This window comes from Microcoleus sp. B4-C1, assembly GCF_036705285.1.
In the GTDB taxonomy this organism is placed as follows: Bacteria; Cyanobacteriota; Cyanobacteriia; order Cyanobacteriales; family Microcoleaceae; genus Microcoleus.
The window spans coordinates 55,995-73,416 of record NZ_JAUBUC010000007.1; the positions used below are offsets into that span (position 1 = coordinate 55,995).

Here is a 17,422-nt window from a genome sequence, read left to right on the forward strand (position 1 = left end):
GATTATCCCCTGGCACCTGTTATCACTTGGAAAAATTTAGGCGTGTACCTTTGTAAAAGACTACCCGCAGCCAGCGTTAGTAAAGTGGAAATTGTCAATATCAACAAATAGTGTATCATGACAGTTATCGAATTTGGCGTTTTTGACAATTTCTCAAAAACTTCCTTCAAAACTGTTACCGTCGGTTCGTGAGAAGCATAAACAAAAAATGCCAAACCCGAAAGATTTAAACACACCTTTTGCAGCTTCCCACCTACCAAATCGGCAGCGCACCAAATCGCCATCGTACCTACTACTCTGGTGCAGCATTCAAACAGGTGTTGGAAAGTTTCTATTTCGGATGTTTTCATTATTGCCAGCACAACAGCCATCGCTAAGTATATGCTTACGATCAAACTTTTTCGTCGATTGATCCAAGTTAAATCCAATTTTTGAACAGCAATCAGACATCCCAAATAAAAGAACAGTGGCCCCAACCACTGGATTTTAATAAAACCAAGTTGTAATTTCAGCAACCAAGGCGCGGCAAACAAAGCCAAACCTAGATAGGGTATCTTTCTAGCTACCAGTAAAAATACCGGAGATAGAATCACCATCGCGATTAAGTCCCGGACATACCAGAAATGAAATGCGATCGGATAACCGTTTCTGTACCCCGTCAAACAATCTATAAAATTGGCGAAGCTGTAGTCTTCAATGTATTTTTTGTAATGACCTTGAATAATAGAACTTGTTGCCGGTATGTTCAAGACAATTAAGACCATTGCCAATAAAGCTAAGTTCCAAAATAAATAGGGAACCAGGAGAGTCCAAAACCGAGACTTGAGCTTTTCTTGGTAAGAATTTAGCGATAAGTTAAAAGTTTTGAAAAAAAGAAATCCTGAAATAACAAACAAAAAAGAAACGCAGGAACCACCCCAAGTGCTCGCAATAAAAGTCTGGAAAAATTTGTCAGCATATCCCACAGAATTTATAGACGAGTGAATAGTAACAATCCCAATAATTAGGGGGAGACGTAATAATTTAATTTTCCCAGAAATTTCAGGCGTAATTTGCATTTTTTACTGACCGAGTGTATGGATAGATCGACCTGTATTTACATTGAGATGGCAAATTACCGTAATCGGTTTGCCGTCAATGCTAAGATAACATCGGATCGCGCATTGCGACCAATAAAGCCGTGAGTTGTGTCTTACTCGCGTTGAGTTAGCCCAATGGCGATCGCAGGTTCGAGAATTTAAGATCGAGTTTAATCTTACTGTTATGATGCGATTGATTTTGTACAGCAAACCCGGATGCCACTTGTGCGAAGGGTTGCAAGAAAAACTCGAACAGATTGAAAGCCTCCAGTTTCAACTCGAAGTCCGAGATATTACCGAACGCGATGACTGGTTTCAAGCTTATCAGTACGAAGTTCCAGTTTTGTTTAAAGTGCAGCCTCAGCCCACAAATTCTGTTGGCGAGGCTGCATTCTCCCCTGAAGAAGTGTTACCCCGTCCTTCTCCCCGCTGTAGTGTCGCCCAATTGGAGCAAATGTTACAGAAATATTTGCAAATCGATCTGTCACAATAATACAATTTACCCAAAAACTCAGGTTTTAATCCTGACTTCGGGGTGCTCGGTGTGCAGCTTACTCTAGGGCGAGAGCTTTTACACCGCGCACCAAAAAAACTTAGGCTTTGCACCGCCCACAGCAAAAACCTGTAGAGAGTGGCTCAAACAATGTGTTCCGCCAGTCATATTCAAGACATCCAAGTGAGGAGTTTTTCAGATGAAATTGAGAGAATTATTAGCAGCAGTTCCCAGCATTTCCTTTGACGCCCAACATCCCGCCCTCGATGTCGAAGTCAAGGGTTTATCCACTAATTCCCACGCTTGTCAGGCGGGCGATTTGTTTTTGGGAATGCCGGGAACTCGGGTAGATGGCGGAGATTTTTGGCAAAGTGCGATCGAATCTGGTGCACTTGCCGCCATAATTTCCACCCAAGCAGCCGAGAAGACACCCCCCCAACCCCCCCTTGCTAAGGGGGGGCTAGAAGAGGTTCCTTCCCCCCTTAGCAAGGGGCTAGAAGAGGTTCCCTGCGTCATCGCAGCAGCGGATATGGCTCAAGTTTGCGGTCAAATAGCCACTGCTTTTTACGGCAATCCAGCTAGCAAATTAAAACTTGTCGGCGTTACCGGGACTAACGGCAAAACTACAACCACTCATTTAATCGAATTTTTGCTCAATGAAATGCAGTTGCCGACGGCAATTTTTGGTACGCTTTATACTCGCTGGCCGGGATTCCAACAAACTGCACTTTACACCACACCTTTTGCAGTTGACCTGCAAAAGCAATTAGCAGAAGCTGTAGTCGCCGGATGCAAACACGGGGTAATGGAAGTCAGTTCCCACGCTTTAGCGCAACAGCGAGTTTTGGGGTGTAGTTTTGAAGTTGCTGTCTTTACAAATTTGACTCAAGATCATCTCGATTATCACCGGGATATGGAAGATTATTTTGAGGCTAAATCGCTTTTGTTTGGTTCGGATTACCTCGCAAATCGCGCTGTGATTAATATTGACGATACCTACGGGCAGCGGATAGTTGAAACCCTCAAATCTGACCTAGTTTGGAGTTACAGCACTAGCGACAAAACGGCAGATTTGTATGCTTCAGATTTGCAGTATCAGCCTAATGGAGTTACGGGAATGCTGCACACTCCCAAGGGTGAAACAGCTTTTTCTTTGCCTTTAGTCGGTCAGTTCAATTTATCAAATATGTTGGCTGCTGTTGGTGCTGTTTTAGAATTGGGTTTAGATTTGTCCGCAATTGTGGAGAAATTATCTCAGTTTTCGGGAGTTCCGGGACGGATGGAACGGGTGCAAATTAGTCCCGACCAAGATATTAGCGTTATTGTCGATTACGCGCACACTCCAGACAGTTTGGAGAACTTGTTGAAGGCGTCGCGGCCGTTTATTCCGAGTAAGATGATTTGCGTGTTTGGCTGCGGTGGCGATCGCGATCGCACTAAGCGGCCGATCATGGGTAAAATTGTGGCAGAATTAGCCGATTTAGCTGTTGTTACTTCCGACAATCCGCGCACGGAAAATCCCGATCGCATTTTGGAGGATGTTTTAGCAGGAATTCCCGCCACAGTAAAGCCGATAGTGATGTGCGATCGAGCCGCTGCAATTCGCACTGCTATTATGGACGCTAAACCGGGAGATGGCGTGCTGATTGCAGGGAAAGGACACGAAGATTATCAGATTTTGGGCACCGAAAAAGTCCATTTTGACGATCGAGAACAAGCGCGAGATGCCTTGAAAGCCAGAATGAATTCGGTTAAATGAATTCGGTTAACAGTTAACAGTTAACTGTTAACTGTTAACTGTTAGCTGTTCGTGGGCTGTGAAATTTGTTGTATTTTTAAGTATTGATAGGACGATAGAATCTGATTGGCACTAGATTATATCTGATTAATCCTGAGACTAAACAACTCAAACTCATTGACTGTTGTATTTCTGCACTGGGAGAAGGAACGGAGTTTGTCATTGAGATTTTCATTGATTAAAACTAATGACTAATGACTAATGACTAAGCACTATTGCAGCGGCAAAAATACCGTCATCACCTCGCCCTTTTGGGGTCGCTGGCGAATTACCAACTTCCCGCCAGCAGCCCGAAATAAATTCTTAGTCACGCTCAAATTTAAACTCAAACTTCCCGTCTCCGGCTGCACCATCAACAAAGGCCCGATCGATCGCAAAGGAGCATTCGCCGCTTGTGCAAAAGTCGAGGCGACATTACCTTCAGGTAGGTGTTCCGATTCCAACTGCAACTTTAACTGATTGCCCGCCAATGTCACCTCCACCTGAATGCGACTCCCGGAAGGCAAAGTTCGAGTAAAATTCTCAATTAAATTAGTTAAAACCTGATCCAACATCGTCGGATCGCTGACTACCGCCGGCAACTTTTTCGGCACAATCACTTCCAAAGTGTGGTTTCGCACAGTCGCCTGTTTTTGCCAGCGGGGAATGCTATTTTGTAGCACTTCACCGAGGGACATTGCTGTTAGCTGCACGCCAGAATTTTTAGCTTGCGACATTTCCAATTCCACGGCGCGGAAAATTAAACTGAAGCGATCGATCTGAGTGGTGCACTCAGCATCAATCATTTCCAAACGCTTGACCACCACCGGATCGAGTTTGGGACGTTTCAGCAGCAATCGAGTCAGCGTGCGAATAGTAGCCAAAGGAGTGCGGACTTCGTGGGCGATCGCCTGTAGCAATTCCACCTCTTTAGTAGCGAGAGGCATTGGAGATTTGCAGTTGATATCTGTAGCCGATAACTTGTGATGTCTATGGTTCAAACCATCATCACTTCTTTCATCCTTTATCCTGCCTGCTTCATCTTTCCCAATTGGCAAATTATGCAACAGCAAGCGGCTGAACTGCATCACTGTTTGATAATTTGGCTCCACAGGAAAAAACTGCTGGAACAGCGCGTCTAATTTAGTAGAATTATTAGTTAATTTGCTAACTGGTAAATTGAAGCTACCGTCAGAATTGGCAAGCAAACATTCGCTTTCAGTCACCCTGCGCCGCAAAACTTCCCAAGCTTTGGCGACTACTTGCGGATCGAAAGAAAATAGAAAAGCCGGAATTCCCGCAGAATTTTCACCCAAAACCATCACCAGGCTAAAACTAGCAGTTAAAACCAAACAAAACTGCTCGTTGGCTAAGGGATCGCCACTTGCCAAAGCCAAAGCCGGGGCCGTCGCAGGTACTGAGGTTTGCACATCAGCCGCCGGCATTAAAGCTAAAGTTTGTCTGGCCCGAAAAGACCACAAAGCTGCATCGTTGTCGGGAATACTGGTAAAAATCCAATTGGCAAAGCCGTTGGCCAAAGCGGGGTGAGTCAAAACCGAAGATGGGCCCGACAACACCAATCCCTGACAGGAATTGGAGATTGTCGATCGACCATTTGCTCGATCGGCATCTGTTTTTTGTCCTGCTTTTTGCCGATCGAGCATTTGATTCAAAGCTGCGATCGCCCCGTACCATTCCTGTTCAGCTTTGGGCCGAGAAGCCCCACGGCTTACAGGACACCGATGGCGGTTGTTTCCTCCCGCCAACTTAGCATCAAAGAGACTGAGGTCATTTTCTTGGCCTTCGGAGGCTAAAATTTCGCTTATTGTCGGTAAAAAGTAAGTATTCACAGTTATAAACCCACCTTCGGAGGCATGAAGGGTGAAGTATTTATGTATAGGAAAGTTCAGGAGTTAGGAGTCAGTCGATTTTAGATTTTAGATTTTAGATTTTAGATTTACCCCACAGATAAATCTGGGAGATTGAACTAGGGTCTAAAATTTTTATCTTTCCACGACTTAAGTACGTGGCACGGTATCCGTTTTTGGGCCGGGTCAAGCACCAGCACGATCGAAAAATCCCGCATAATTTCTTGCGCCTTCCTCCTAACTCACAGGATATCCACATTTGTCAACTAAGGATATTGGCAGAACCGTACCAATAAGTCGCAATCTCCGCGCTTGGGGCGATATTTTGGACGATCGCCCTAACAAAAGTGCAAAATGAAGTAAGTTAAACACCGTGCTTTCCTTATGCCCACCTCGATCGCCGACTCGAAAAATCTGCTGTCAGACTTAATGGCACGCTACCGCCACCAAGTCGATTATCTGGCAATTCGACTGGAAGAAGCCGAAGGCACCGACATCCTGCTGCGGGGCGAAAAAATTGAAACCCTCAGCGAAGGAGTCTCAATTGGCGGCCAAGTCAGAGCTTGTCACAAAGGCGGCTGGGGCTTTGCCAGTTTTAACCGACTTTCCACCCTCGCCGAAAGAATCGAAGAAGCCATCGCCGCGGCAAAACTGATCGGCGAAGAAGAAACGATCCTGGCGCCAGTTACACCAGTACAAGACATTTGCTTGCTGCCGCTGACAGGAACAGACCCCCGTCTGGTTCCCCTAATTGACAAAAAGCAATTGTGCGATCGTTACGCGGCCATTCTCCGCAGCATTGACCCCCGCATCGCCACCATCTCCGTGCGCTACGGCGACAGCACCCAGCGGATCATCCTCGCCACCTCCGAAGGCACCATGCTCGAACAAGGTTGGGCAGACATGGAAATGCGCTTTGCCGCCACAGCCCGCAGCGGGGAAACCGTACAAACCGGCCGCGAAACCACTGGTTCCCGCAAAGCTTACGAAGATTTAACCGATCTCGATGTTCAAGTTCGCAGCGCCGCCCAGAGAGCCGTAGATTCCCTAGCCTTACCCCCCGTCCAAGGCAACACCTACACCGTCGTCATCGACCCAATTTTGACCGGATTATTCGTCCACGAAGCCTTCGGACACCTTTCCGAAGCCGACATGGCCTACGAAAATCCCGACATTTTGGAAATTATGACCCTCGGCCGCCAGTTCGGCCCAGAAAACTTGCAAATTTTCGACGGTGCAGCGCCAGAGGGACACCGGGGCAGCTATTTCTACGACGACGAAGGCACTCCCGCGACTACTACTCAGTTAATTAAAGACGGCGCTTTAGTCGGGCGACTGCACTCGCGGGAAACGGCGGGCAAGTTGGGAGAAACGCCTACTGGCAATGCTCGCTGTTTGAATTATCATTATCCGCCGATCGTCCGCATGACGAATACTTGGATCGAACGGGGTGACACGCCAGTTGCTGACTTATTTTCTGGTATCAAAGAAGGAGTTTATGCGCGCAATTGGCAAGGCGGCATGACTAACGGCGAAATGTTTACTTTCAGTGCCGGCGAAGCTTGGATGATCCGTGACGGAAAACTAGACAATCCGGTGCGGGATGTTACTCTTTCGGGTAATGTTTTCAGCACTTTAGCTGATATTGAGGCGATCGGCGACGATTTCTACTGGGATGAATCCGGCGGCTGCGGCAAGGCAGGACAAAGCGGTTTGCCCGTCGGCTGTGGGGGCCCGAGTTTGCGGATTCGCGATGTCGTTGTTGGTGGCGAAGCTGCGGAAGAAGATTAAAGCTCCAAAAGTTGAAAAAAAAAGGTAAAGCGTAAGATTCCTACTCGCGCTTTACCTTTCTTTATTTTTTGAGTGCAACATTTCCCGCCCGTTGGTGGTGTCTGATATCTTGAGGACGCTTGGCCAAAAAATCGGAATAGCCAAAAATTATGCCTTGAGTCGTCAAATACTGCTGAAAAATCTGTTTTTTTGCTACGCAGTACGTAAGTCCGCAATTAATGGCTCGAAATATTCAATTTTTCTCTTCTTATCCCAATTTTCTCTTCTCCCATTCTCCCCCTAATTCCCTGCAATTATCGCTTTTTTCGGCTTTATCTCCCGCTTCCTCGTTGTGGCGGCTTATTATCTGGCTCCTTATCGTAAAAGGTCTGAGAGTCGGCTATGGCGGTTAAAATTTCGGGAGCAGAGTTGTCTTGAGCAAAAAAGGTCGATCGAGTTTCTAAGCTTTGAGCATTAACTGCGCCAGCACTCAGTAACAGGCTTGACATCAGGATGGAAGAGTAAACGCGCATCATAAATTTTGGTGGGTGTATTTTCCCTTCTTGATACGCAGTCTGTACTCTGCTATCAGGATAAAAAAAATAATTCTGGTGAAATCATCAATTAGTAAATGAGGGCATCTGCAATTTTTTTGAGTTTTGGTTAAAAGCGGGTGAAATCCATCCTCTAGCTCGCTGGTTCGCTGATAATTTCTAGTTCTCTGCTACTTGCGGGCAACCAGCAGAATTCAAGACCATGTTCAAAAAAATCATGTTACTCTTCTATGCCCGTGTTCCAAACCCTGGTAGTTATAAATCCTTCCCAAATCTAAAATCTAAAATATAAAATCTAAAAGGGTATCGCCCCTGGAATCCTTTTGAAACAGTCTTCCAAGAAAGAAACAAAAACCGCCAATTGTAAAGTTTTACTACTTTTATGATTAACTTGTTGACACTCTCAGGCCTAAAGGCACTGAGATTCTTAAGATTTTGCAACTTTAATCTCCTGAATTTTCAGGTTCCCAAACTCACCACGTTTGCTCTGTGAGCGTGGTGATACCTTTTGGGCGTTTGAGTAGCTGTAGGGTGCGTCGCCACCTGCCAATTCTAAAAAAGAGCGACAATCTCCAAGCGACGCACCTTACCTGAAGCGTGAGCGTAAACAAACCAAAAACTCATAATTGTTGCAAGAGTTTGGAGAATTGGTATTGACATATAAATATCTTGATAATGAGATTCCTTAAAGGGGGCAATGCCTAATTTTTTACATTAACTTCATAAATGGTTGCTATTATATTTTTAAATAAATTGTGAAATTTGTATTTTTTGTGATTTTTTCTGACTTTCCTGATCTTGCTTTGTGACAAGAGCGCTTACGCGCCACTTTGAAGGAGGAGTCGAAAGCGGTTGGAGAAAAAAGCCCCTTCACAAAATCGTGGATTCAATCTCAAATCTCACCTCTCAAAGCGACTAACTGGCACGCAGGGATTAAAAAAACTTGGTTTTAAAACCGCTATCGCGGAGTCAATCTCAAATATCAAATTTCAAAGCGACTGACTTGCATATCTACCTGCCGGAATAGCGAGTCGAGGGTTGACGAGTTGTCCAAAATAACATCAGCTTGTTGACACTTTTGAGCTAGCGGCAACTGGGCGTTAATGCGGGCATTAGCTCGATCGTAACTTAAGCCATCTCGCTGCATTAGTCGTTCTAACTGCACTTCGGGTGAACAGTACACTACCCAAATTTCGGTACACAAGTCAGTCATGTTAGCTTCAAACAGCAGCGGCACTACCAAAACCAAAGTCAACGTGTCAGCCTTGGCACAGAAACCGGATTTTTTTTCCACAATACTTCGTTCTAGCTTTTGGTGAAAAAAGCCGATTTCTTGAGTCTTTGTACCTAAATCCTGTGTGTCTTGGGATACCAAACTCGATGCAGCAATGTAGCTTTGAGTTTCCTCAACTAATCGGCGGCGCACGTAAGGGTGAATCTGTTGTTCCAACCACTGCCGCTCGTCTGCGTTACAAAAAATAATACTTCCCAACTCTGGCCGATTTAAATTGCCGTCCGGGAGCAAAATACCCGCGCCGTATCGTTTTACAATAGAGTCAAGTATTGGCGAACCGGGGTTCACAGCTTCGCGGGCAAAAATATCGGCATCTAAAATCGGAAATCCACAGGCATCGGCCAGATAATTAGATATAGCGGTTTTACCGGTGGCGATGCCCCCAGTTAAACCGATCAGACGGACAATTCGATCGCTCATAATTTTCAGGCGTTTAAACGGAACTGTGTTTCGACACTTACTGTCAGTCTTTGCTATGTTGGTGACACAATCAAATTTAGACTTAAATTTTAAGATTTGCGATCGAGAGTTCGCGTTAGGAAGTGTCAGCATTGGGTGCGATCGACTCTTTTTTACCTAAAATCTCAATTTTAAACTCGAATTAAGGTCTAGACCGAGGCAAACTTATGAATGCTCAACGTGCTGTGCGGTCGATTCTGGCAGCAATTCCCATTGCTGGATTTTTGATATTAGATTTTTTCCCCAACCTGGTTTTCCTCAAAGAAAACAGCAACGGATGGGTACTCGTGGCAATTTATCCCCACTCTCAAATTGCTGCGGCACAATCTATTACTCCAGCCCCAGACGGCACCGGAACCAATGTCACCGCCCCACGTACAGCGTCGCCTCCTCGCTACGACATTCAGGGCGGCACTACCTCCAGAGACGGAGCAAATTTGTTCCACAGTTTTACTCGGTTCAATCTGAATTCGGGCGAAACTGCCAATTTCATCTCCAACCCAAGCGTTAAAAATATCCTCGGCCGTGTTGTCGGGGGCGATGCTTCCTTAATTAATGGTCTAATTCAAGTTAGTGGCGGCAATTCTAATTTGTTGCTGATGAATCCCGCAGGCATCATCTTCGGAACAAATGCCCGACTCGACGTGTCCGGGTCTTTTTTGGCTACCACCGCTAGCGGTATCGGTTTTGACAACGGCTGGTTCAACGGTACTGGGGCGAACGACTTCGCGGCCCTCGTCGGAACGCCGAATGCTTTTGTTTTTGGCCCACAGCCCGCGAGTATTGTCAATGCCGGTAACTTGGCTGTCGGAACCGGGCAAAATTTGACTTTGCTGGGCGGTACGGTGATCAGTACGGGCTCACTTTCAGCCGCAGGCGGTCAAATTACTGTGGTGGCGGTTGGAGACAAAAATCTGGTGCGGTTGAGTCAAAACGGACTTTTGCTGAGTTTAGAAGTTTCTCCGGCTGCGGGAGTGTCGGGTTCGGAAGGTGTTCCCTTCTCTCCGCTGAGTTTACCTCGGCTGCTTTCGGGCCCCGGCGTGGCTAACGCTACGGGTATAACTACGAACGCTCAAGGTGAAGTGGTGCTCACAGGCGGCCAAACAGTGCCTGCAGGTGCTGGAACTGCGCTCGTAGCGGGTGCTGCGGACGTGTCTGCCAGGGGGGGTGCGGGAGGAACCGTCAACGTGTTGGGCGACAAGGTAGGGCTATTGGGAGCGAAGATTGAGGCTTCGGGCCCGGACGGTGGCGGAACGGTGCGGATCGGGGGAGATTACCGAGGCGAGGGAACTGTGCCGAATGCCAGGATGACTTACGTGGATGGCAAAAGTTCGATCGCAGCCAACGCAACTGAATCAGGCAACGGCGGCAGAGTTGTTGTCTGGGCTGACAACACAACAGCATTTTTGGGCAGCATCAGCGCAACTGGCGTTTCTGCAACAACCACCGCAGGTGTGGGCGGGTTTGTGGAAGTTTCCGGCAAGCAAAGATTGATTTTTAACGGTACTGTTGATACCTCTGGGACAAACGGTTTGGGGACTTTGCTGTTAGATCCAGAAAATATTTTCATTACAGATTCCCCAGAAGCTGCGGGCGATGCGGAAATAATTGCTAACAATAATATTTTGGCAACAGGAACGCTACCAGGACAGGAAAACAATTCTGAGCCTTCGCTGACAATTTCGGCTAGAGCTTTGGAAAGTATGTCGGCGACTGCAAATGTGGTTCTCGAAGCGCTCAATGATATTACAATTGCTGATTTGGCGGACAATCAGTTGAGCTTTCAAGCAACTACTGGTTCGGTAACATTCAGAGCAGATGCGGATGGCAATGGTGCGGGTGCTTTTTCGATGAATGTGGCCGATACAATTAGCACGGCTGGCGGTGCTATAACCATTTCGGGAAGTCAAATTACTGCGGGCAATTTGTCGAGTAACGGCGGAAATATTAGTTTGATTAGTCCGGGTTCGACTGTTGCCAACAATATTTCTTCATTGAATTCCAGCACTGGCAGCAGCGGAAATATTTTGCTCGAAGGCCTGAATGTAACGGCGCAAAAACTTGATGCCAGCAGCCCGGAAGCGACGGGAAATGTCACTGTGACGGCTCGGAATGTTCTGGGAGTGAGTTCGATCGCAGGGGGTTCGGGAAACATTACTTTGACTGGTAATGAAATTAATTTTAAAGGTGACAAAAATTCAGTCAGCGGTACTGGCTTTTTGGTACTGCAACCTTGGAGTCCTGGTCAAAATATTGCGATCGGCGGTTCTGGAGATGTCGGTACTAATATTTATTTGAATCTGACGGCAAACGACCTCGGAAGTTTGGAAAATGGGTTTGCTGGAATTACGATCGGGCGCAGCAACGGTATCGGTTCAATTCTGATTGCTAACGATTTCACATTTTACGATCCGCTAATTATTCAATCGCCGGCGGGTTTGGGAACAATCACTACTACAAGTTCCCTGACAGGGGCCGACAATGCCTCAATTACTCTCAAAGCTGACGGCAATATTAGAACCGGAAATATCACTACCAACAATCAGGAAATTCGCATCGTCAGCACCGCAGGCAATGTCACAACCGGTCAGCTACTTACTGGAACTGCTCGCACCATCAACACTTCTGTCAATCCTCCCGAAGATATAGGTAATGCGGCGGGAGATGTGAGTGTTACTGCACAGGGTACGGTGACTGCTGGGGCGATCGACACGAGGGGCGATCGCGCGGGGAATGTGACGCTGACGGGGCGCAATGGAGTCACAGCAGGGGCGATCGAAGCTGGTGGCTCGAAAACACCGGGAGATATTACCCTGACGGGCAACGAAATTGACTTGACGGGTGACAAAAATTCGATCGCCAGCAACGGCAATCTGGTGTTGCAACCTGCCGATCCCAGTCAAAATATTATAATTCACGGTTCGGGCGATACAGAAGCTCTGAACTTGACTGCTGCTGAATTGAACACTTTTCGGAATGGGTTTGCTTCGATGACGATCGGGCGCGCTGACGGTAGCGGTGCGATCTCGATTGGTTCTCCAACGCCAAATTCAACGCCAAATTCAACGCCAGTGGCGGTGACATTTCAAGATCCGATGACGATTCGCTCGCCGTCGGGTACCGGCGCGATCGTGGGAACGGGTGCGATCGTCGGTACTGATAACGCCACGATCTCTCTGATGGGCGGTACTGTAGCCGTCGGAGACGTTACCTCGATTGCGGGGATTAATATCACTAGCACCCAAGGCAATTTGACTGCTGGTACGGTTTCATCTCGCTCAACTTCCGGGGTGGCGGGCCCTATCAATATTCGCAGCGCCGGTGCGGTAGAAACCGGCAACATCGATGCTTTTGGTGCCAGAAGCGGGGGAGATATTTCGATTGCCGCGCCGGGCCGGATCGTTACAGGGGTGATTAACTCGAGTTCGCAATCGGGAAGTGCCGGTTCGAGCCAAATTACTGGCCAGAAAGATGTTGAAGTTGTTTCGATCAAAGCTCGTGGCAATACCGGCGGCGATGTGGCGATCGAGGCTGGGGGAGCATTTCGGCCACCGGGAACAGGAACGGCTGCTGAACCCGCCCAGGTCAGCATTTCTACAGAAGGGCTGGCTCAATCGGGTTCACAGACGCTGCTGCAAAGCTCTTGCCCGTCGGGAACCTGCACGGCGGCGACTGTTGGGACTGGAAACTCGAAGTCGAATACTGCCACTTCCTCAACTGCGATCGGGCCGCTGGCGATCGTGCCGACTCCGGCACCAACTACCACTGTGGAACTGCAAACTACAGAGAATTCTCAACAAATTGTGACTCAGGTGAGTCTCGGCCCCCCAGTGTCTGCGCCAAAGCTCAGTAACGCAAATGTCTCGCCAGAACCTGCTGTTGCGTCTGTTGAGGCGCAGTCTAACCAGACTGCTGCCGGCCCGGTAGTGCGATCGCCGTCGGTGTTAAAAGACAATTTGCCCGCGCCTGCGGTGACAGAAAACGCCAGCGTGGCAAAAACTCCACAGAAGCCGGGGAGTGCGGTAACGTCAGAAGGTATCGGGAATGTGAGGGTTCCTGAGATTTCTCGATCGAACTCGATCGCGCAAATAAATCCGATCGACGCAGTGCAGCAAAGGGATAGAACTCAGGGGCGGGAATTTGAACGTTACTTTGGGGGCACTGTGACTGAAAAGTCAGTCACACAGCAAAGTATTCGAGATACTCTCAGCAGTGTCAATCAATTGACTGGGGTTAAACCCGCCATCCTTTACGTATGGGCAAAAGACAAACATTTAGAACTTGTGTTGTTGTTGCCAGACGGCAAAAATGTTTTTAAAAGTGTGCCGGCAAGCCGCGAGACAGTGCTCAAAGTTGCTAAAGAATTTACTAATGCTATCAGAAGTCCCAGGAGATTGAATGCTGTTGATTACAAGCAACCTGCCGAGGAACTTTACCAGTGGTTAATTGCACCGCTGCAACCGGAATTGGAGGCTAACAAGATTGACACTTTGGTGTTTTCGATGGATGTCGGTTTGCGAACTTTGCCTTTGGCTGCTCTTTACGACGGCAAGCAGTTTTTGGTAGAAAAGTACAGTTTGGGGCTGATTCCGAGTTTGAGTTTAACTGATACTCGCTATGCCGATGTTAAGGGTTCTGAAGTGTTAGCGATGGGTGCGTCGAATTTTCCTGCCAAATACGATCAAAATCCTTTGCCTGCGGTGCCGCTGGAAATATCGACCATTGTGGGCAAGATTTGGCCGGGTTCGTCTTTTCTTAATGAAGCTTTTACTTTGGCAAATTTGAAGCAGAAGCGCAATCAATCGCAATACAAAATTATTCATTTAGCTACTCACGGCGATTTTCAACCTGGGGGTGCCCAAAATTCTTACATTCAGTTTTGGGATACTAAGTTGCGGTTGAATCAGTTGGATCAGTTGAAGTTATCTAACCCGCAGGTGGAGTTATTGGTTTTGAGTGCGTGTACTACGGCGGTGGGAGACGAACAAGCTGAGTTGGGGTTTGCGGGGTTGGCGGTGCACGCTGGGGTAAAATCGGCTTTGGCGAGTTTGTGGTATGTCAGCGATGTCGGTACTTTGGGGCTGATGACTGAGTTTTACCAGCAGTTGCGTACAGCGCCGATTAAGGCGGAGGCTTTGCGGCAAGCGCAGTTGGCGATGTTGCGGGGTGAAGTGCGGTTGCAAGATGGTTATTTGGTACGATCGGGCAACAATCAAGCTCTGCCTTTGCCGTCGGAGTTGGCCGCCAGGGGCGATCGAAATTTGTCGCATCCTTATTATTGGGCCGCTTTTACCATGATCGGTTCGCCGTGGTAATTCTGAAGACAGAAGGAAGAAGGAAGAAGGAAGAAGGAAGAGGGAAGAAGGAAGATTAATGCCTAATTCCCTGCGCGGGCCAATTCCCAATTGCCAATAACTACTGACTAATCACTAATTGAGTCAGCCGTTTGAGGATGCGGAGCACGTCATAAAGTTCGTTGCCGGGGTTCCGGGTGAGATACCCCTTAGATGTGCTATATCGAGGTGATTCTCCGTTAACTAATTTAACAAAGATGAAACTGCCGCCTGTAGCAATCATGCCGTAACTAGGTTTGTCCGGGTTGGGATTTGCCAGCATATAAGCTAAAATTTGCGCCAATCCCGCTTCGATCGAAAACGAAACTCGCTTCGATTCTATTACCATCAGCCACAACTGCTCTTTGAAAACTAAAGTATCGAGGCTACCTTTGATAATAACGCCTTCATCTTCTTCGGAAATTTCGACGGATTTTTCTGGTTTAATGTAGAAAGGATGCAGATAAAACTCGCCTGCAAATAACAGCGGAGAGACGATCGACAAACTAATGGTTTTTTCCAGCATCGGCGGGTATTCCAACAAGTTGAAGTAACCCGCTTTAATCTGATCTAGTTGTCGTTTTTGAAAGTCGGTAATTTCTGGTAACTCATCTTGCCATTCTCTGAAAAATTGGTCGTCTGTGACAAGTTGAAGGTCAAGAACTGTTTTTAATTCTTCTAATGTGACATTTTTAGCTTGAATTTTTTGAACCATAATTCGAGCCAGTTAATTTTATGAGTAATTACATTTTTATCAATTTCCAGCTAATATTATGTTCCCTCGAAATATTATAACAAAATTAGTTTGTAATGAGGACTGAGAGTCCTAATCCAACTCGCTCGGACTGGCATTCCTCCCTAAGAAATGGTAAAGGTTATTTTACCGAAGATGATATAAGTCAAAATTAAATTCTGCTAATTCCAAATTTTTTGCAAATTGAGAACAAATCCCGGCAAAACATTTTCCCCAGAAAGGGTGAGAGGAGATTGTAAAACTTCCACATCTTGACCGGGGCGATAAATTTCAACTTCCCGTTTTTTGCGGTTAATTAGCCAACCCAAACGGCAGCCATTTTCCATATATTCTTGCATTTTTTCCTGACTTTTTTTCAAACTGTCGCTGGGCGAGACTAATTCAATGACAAAATCGGGACAAAGCGGGATGAATTTTTCTCTTTGTTCGGGCGTCAAAGCTGACCAGCGAGATTTTTCTACCCAAGAAGCATCGGGAGATCGATCGGCGCCATTGGGCAGAGTAAATCCTGTGGAGGAATCAAACACTTCTCCGAGTTCAGTTCGATCGTTCCAAATTCCTACCTGTAAGTTAAGTTTTGAGTTGCTTTTTCCTGTTTCTCCTCCGGTTGGCGGCATGAGAATTAATTCTCCGTTGGCGTTGCGTTCGAGTTTCAACTCAGGGTTTTCTTCGCACAGTTGATAAAACTGTTCTGAAGTTAGTTTTATGAGGGAATTGAGATTTAAGGTGATAGCAGTCATGGTTATTTACCTGCTGTTTTTATGAACTACATTAAGAATTAAAAATGGGATTAGTCATTTTTAATTCTTAATTATTAACTTCTCATTCTACTGCAATTGCTTGATTCTGTTGAGCGCGTCTTGATAGGCGCTGGTTCTGCCGCCTTGCTTGTAAAGTTCTGCTGCTTTTTGGAAGTCGGCAATTGCTTTCGGTTGGTCTTTGTTGTCCAGGTAAGCTAAAGCTCGGTTGTAGTAAGCGTCGGCAAAACCGGGATTGGCTTCGATCGCCAGGGTGTATGCTTGAATAGCATTGGAACCGCGTGTGGGTTCGAGTTGGGCTAAGCCGGCGGTGATGAAAGTGCGGGCATTACCGATATTAAAATACAATTCAGGGGTATATTTGGGCTTGAAAGCGAGTGCTCTGTTGAAATCCGCGATCGCCTCCCAAGCATCTCCTTGATCTAACAGCGAAAGTCCTCGAAAATAATAGGCTTGGGCGTCTTGGGGATTGGCGGTGGATACCGGGCCGATCGTTGCGGGAGTATTGTCTACTTTCAACTCGGATTTGTTTATTCCCGCCGCCACTAGCTTCGCGATAAATGTATTGATCGGAACTGCTGCATTAAATCCGGTTTTAATCGGGGCGACTTCGCCGGAACTGGTTTGGGCAAAACCGAATTCCCCTTGTCCGTGTAAACCGATGACTCGGCCTTCGGAGTCAAAAACTGGGCCGCCACTCATGCCACTCCAAGTTACGGCCTGATACCGCAAAGTGTAACCTTCCGGGCGGTTGCTGGGGCGGCTGGTAACGAGTCCGGGAGAGAGTTCGGGTTCTCGTTCGGCGCCGAAAAGTCCGCCTGTAGCGGGATAGCCGTAAACGAAGATTTGAGTGCCGATGACGGCTTGATCGGAATCGGCGATCGTCGCGACTGGATATTCTTCGGGGCTTTCAAATTTGACTACGGCTAAATCCGGGTCAGTTTCAGTGGTTTGCAAACGGGTGACTGCAGTTGCTTGATAGTTTTTTCCTTTAGACGTGCGAACGGTGTATTTCACGTCTGCTTTTTCTACGACGTGGTTGACTGTTAAAACTGTGTAAGTTTTGCCTGTTTTGGCAATAATTACCCCAGAACCGTCTCCGAGAGCACTGTTAATTTGTACTGTCAGCGGCCCGGCAATGCTGGCGACTTCTTGGGGGGTTTTGGCGATCGCACTTTGGCTGATGACTATGGTTAAGGCTGCGGTAGTTCCTGCTAGCAGGGTGGTTAAGGTGTCGTAACGAGAAAAATTTATATTCATGGCTATTGCTAATTTGTAGTTGG

General features: G+C 47.1%; 11 protein-coding genes. 4 read left to right on the plus strand and 7 right to left on the minus strand.

The window, feature by feature from the left end; genetic code table 11:
• Positions 1-2: 2 nt before the first annotated feature.
• Complete coding sequence (locus tag QUB26_RS04500) at positions 3-1,058, minus strand: acyltransferase (RefSeq protein WP_333316955.1); 1,056 nt, start codon at positions 1,056-1,058, stop codon at positions 3-5.
• A gap of 208 nt (positions 1,059-1,266) precedes the next feature.
• On the opposite strand from QUB26_RS04500, the gene QUB26_RS04505 reads away from it, so the two are divergent.
• Complete coding sequence (locus QUB26_RS04505) at positions 1,267-1,572, plus strand: glutaredoxin family protein (protein ID WP_333236521.1); 306 nt, start codon at positions 1,267-1,269, stop codon at positions 1,570-1,572.
• A gap of 199 nt (positions 1,573-1,771) precedes the next feature.
• Entirely contained in the window at positions 1,772-3,331 is a 1,560-nt protein-coding gene (locus QUB26_RS04510; RefSeq protein WP_333236321.1) for a UDP-N-acetylmuramoyl-L-alanyl-D-glutamate--2,6-diaminopimelate ligase, read from the plus strand.
• A 251-nt stretch (positions 3,332-3,582) separates the two neighbouring features.
• On the opposite strand, the gene QUB26_RS04515 is transcribed toward QUB26_RS04510, so the two are convergent.
• The gene (locus QUB26_RS04515; RefSeq protein WP_333316957.1) at positions 3,583-5,199 is read right to left on the minus strand and encodes a HAMP domain-containing sensor histidine kinase; all 1,617 of its coding nucleotides are present in this window, start codon (positions 5,197-5,199) and stop codon (positions 3,583-3,585) included.
• A gap of 402 nt (positions 5,200-5,601) precedes the next feature.
• On the opposite strand from QUB26_RS04515, the gene QUB26_RS04520 reads away from it, so the two are divergent.
• Positions 5,602-7,008 carry a TldD/PmbA family protein gene (locus tag QUB26_RS04520; protein ID WP_333292668.1) on the plus strand — a complete coding sequence of 469 codons (1,407 nt, stop codon included), beginning with the start codon at positions 5,602-5,604 and terminating at the stop codon, positions 7,006-7,008.
• A 311-nt stretch (positions 7,009-7,319) separates the two neighbouring features.
• Here QUB26_RS04520 and patX read toward each other — a convergent pair whose 3' ends face one another.
• Complete coding sequence (gene patX, locus QUB26_RS04525) at positions 7,320-7,523, minus strand: heterocyst-inhibiting protein PatX (RefSeq protein ID WP_333208308.1); 204 nt, start codon at positions 7,521-7,523, stop codon at positions 7,320-7,322.
• A 1,000-nt stretch (positions 7,524-8,523) separates the two neighbouring features.
• Positions 8,524-9,255 (minus strand): dephospho-CoA kinase, encoded by a 732-nt coding sequence (gene coaE, locus QUB26_RS04530; protein WP_333292666.1) that lies wholly within the window; start codon positions 9,253-9,255, stop codon positions 8,524-8,526.
• A gap of 206 nt (positions 9,256-9,461) precedes the next feature.
• On the opposite strand from coaE, the gene QUB26_RS04535 reads away from it, so the two are divergent.
• Entirely contained in the window at positions 9,462-14,609 is a 5,148-nt protein-coding gene (locus QUB26_RS04535; RefSeq protein WP_333316959.1) for a CHAT domain-containing protein, read from the plus strand.
• 100 nt (positions 14,610-14,709) lie between these two features.
• Here QUB26_RS04535 and QUB26_RS04540 read toward each other — a convergent pair whose 3' ends face one another.
• The 3 genes from QUB26_RS04540 to QUB26_RS04550 all read right to left on the minus strand — a co-directional run bounded on the left by QUB26_RS04540 (position 14,710) and on the right by QUB26_RS04550 (position 17,399).
• Positions 14,710-15,342 (minus strand): restriction endonuclease subunit R, encoded by a 633-nt coding sequence (locus tag QUB26_RS04540; RefSeq protein WP_333236330.1) that lies wholly within the window; start codon positions 15,340-15,342, stop codon positions 14,710-14,712.
• Between the two features lie 200 nt (positions 15,343-15,542).
• Positions 15,543-16,121 carry a Uma2 family endonuclease gene (locus QUB26_RS04545; protein ID WP_333236332.1) on the minus strand — a complete coding sequence of 193 codons (579 nt, stop codon included), beginning with the start codon at positions 16,119-16,121 and terminating at the stop codon, positions 15,543-15,545.
• Positions 16,122-16,208: 87 nt separating this feature from the next.
• Positions 16,209-17,399 (minus strand): tetratricopeptide repeat-containing serine protease family protein, encoded by a 1,191-nt coding sequence (locus tag QUB26_RS04550; protein ID WP_333236334.1) that lies wholly within the window; start codon positions 17,397-17,399, stop codon positions 16,209-16,211.
• Positions 17,400-17,422: the final 23 nt, after the last annotated feature.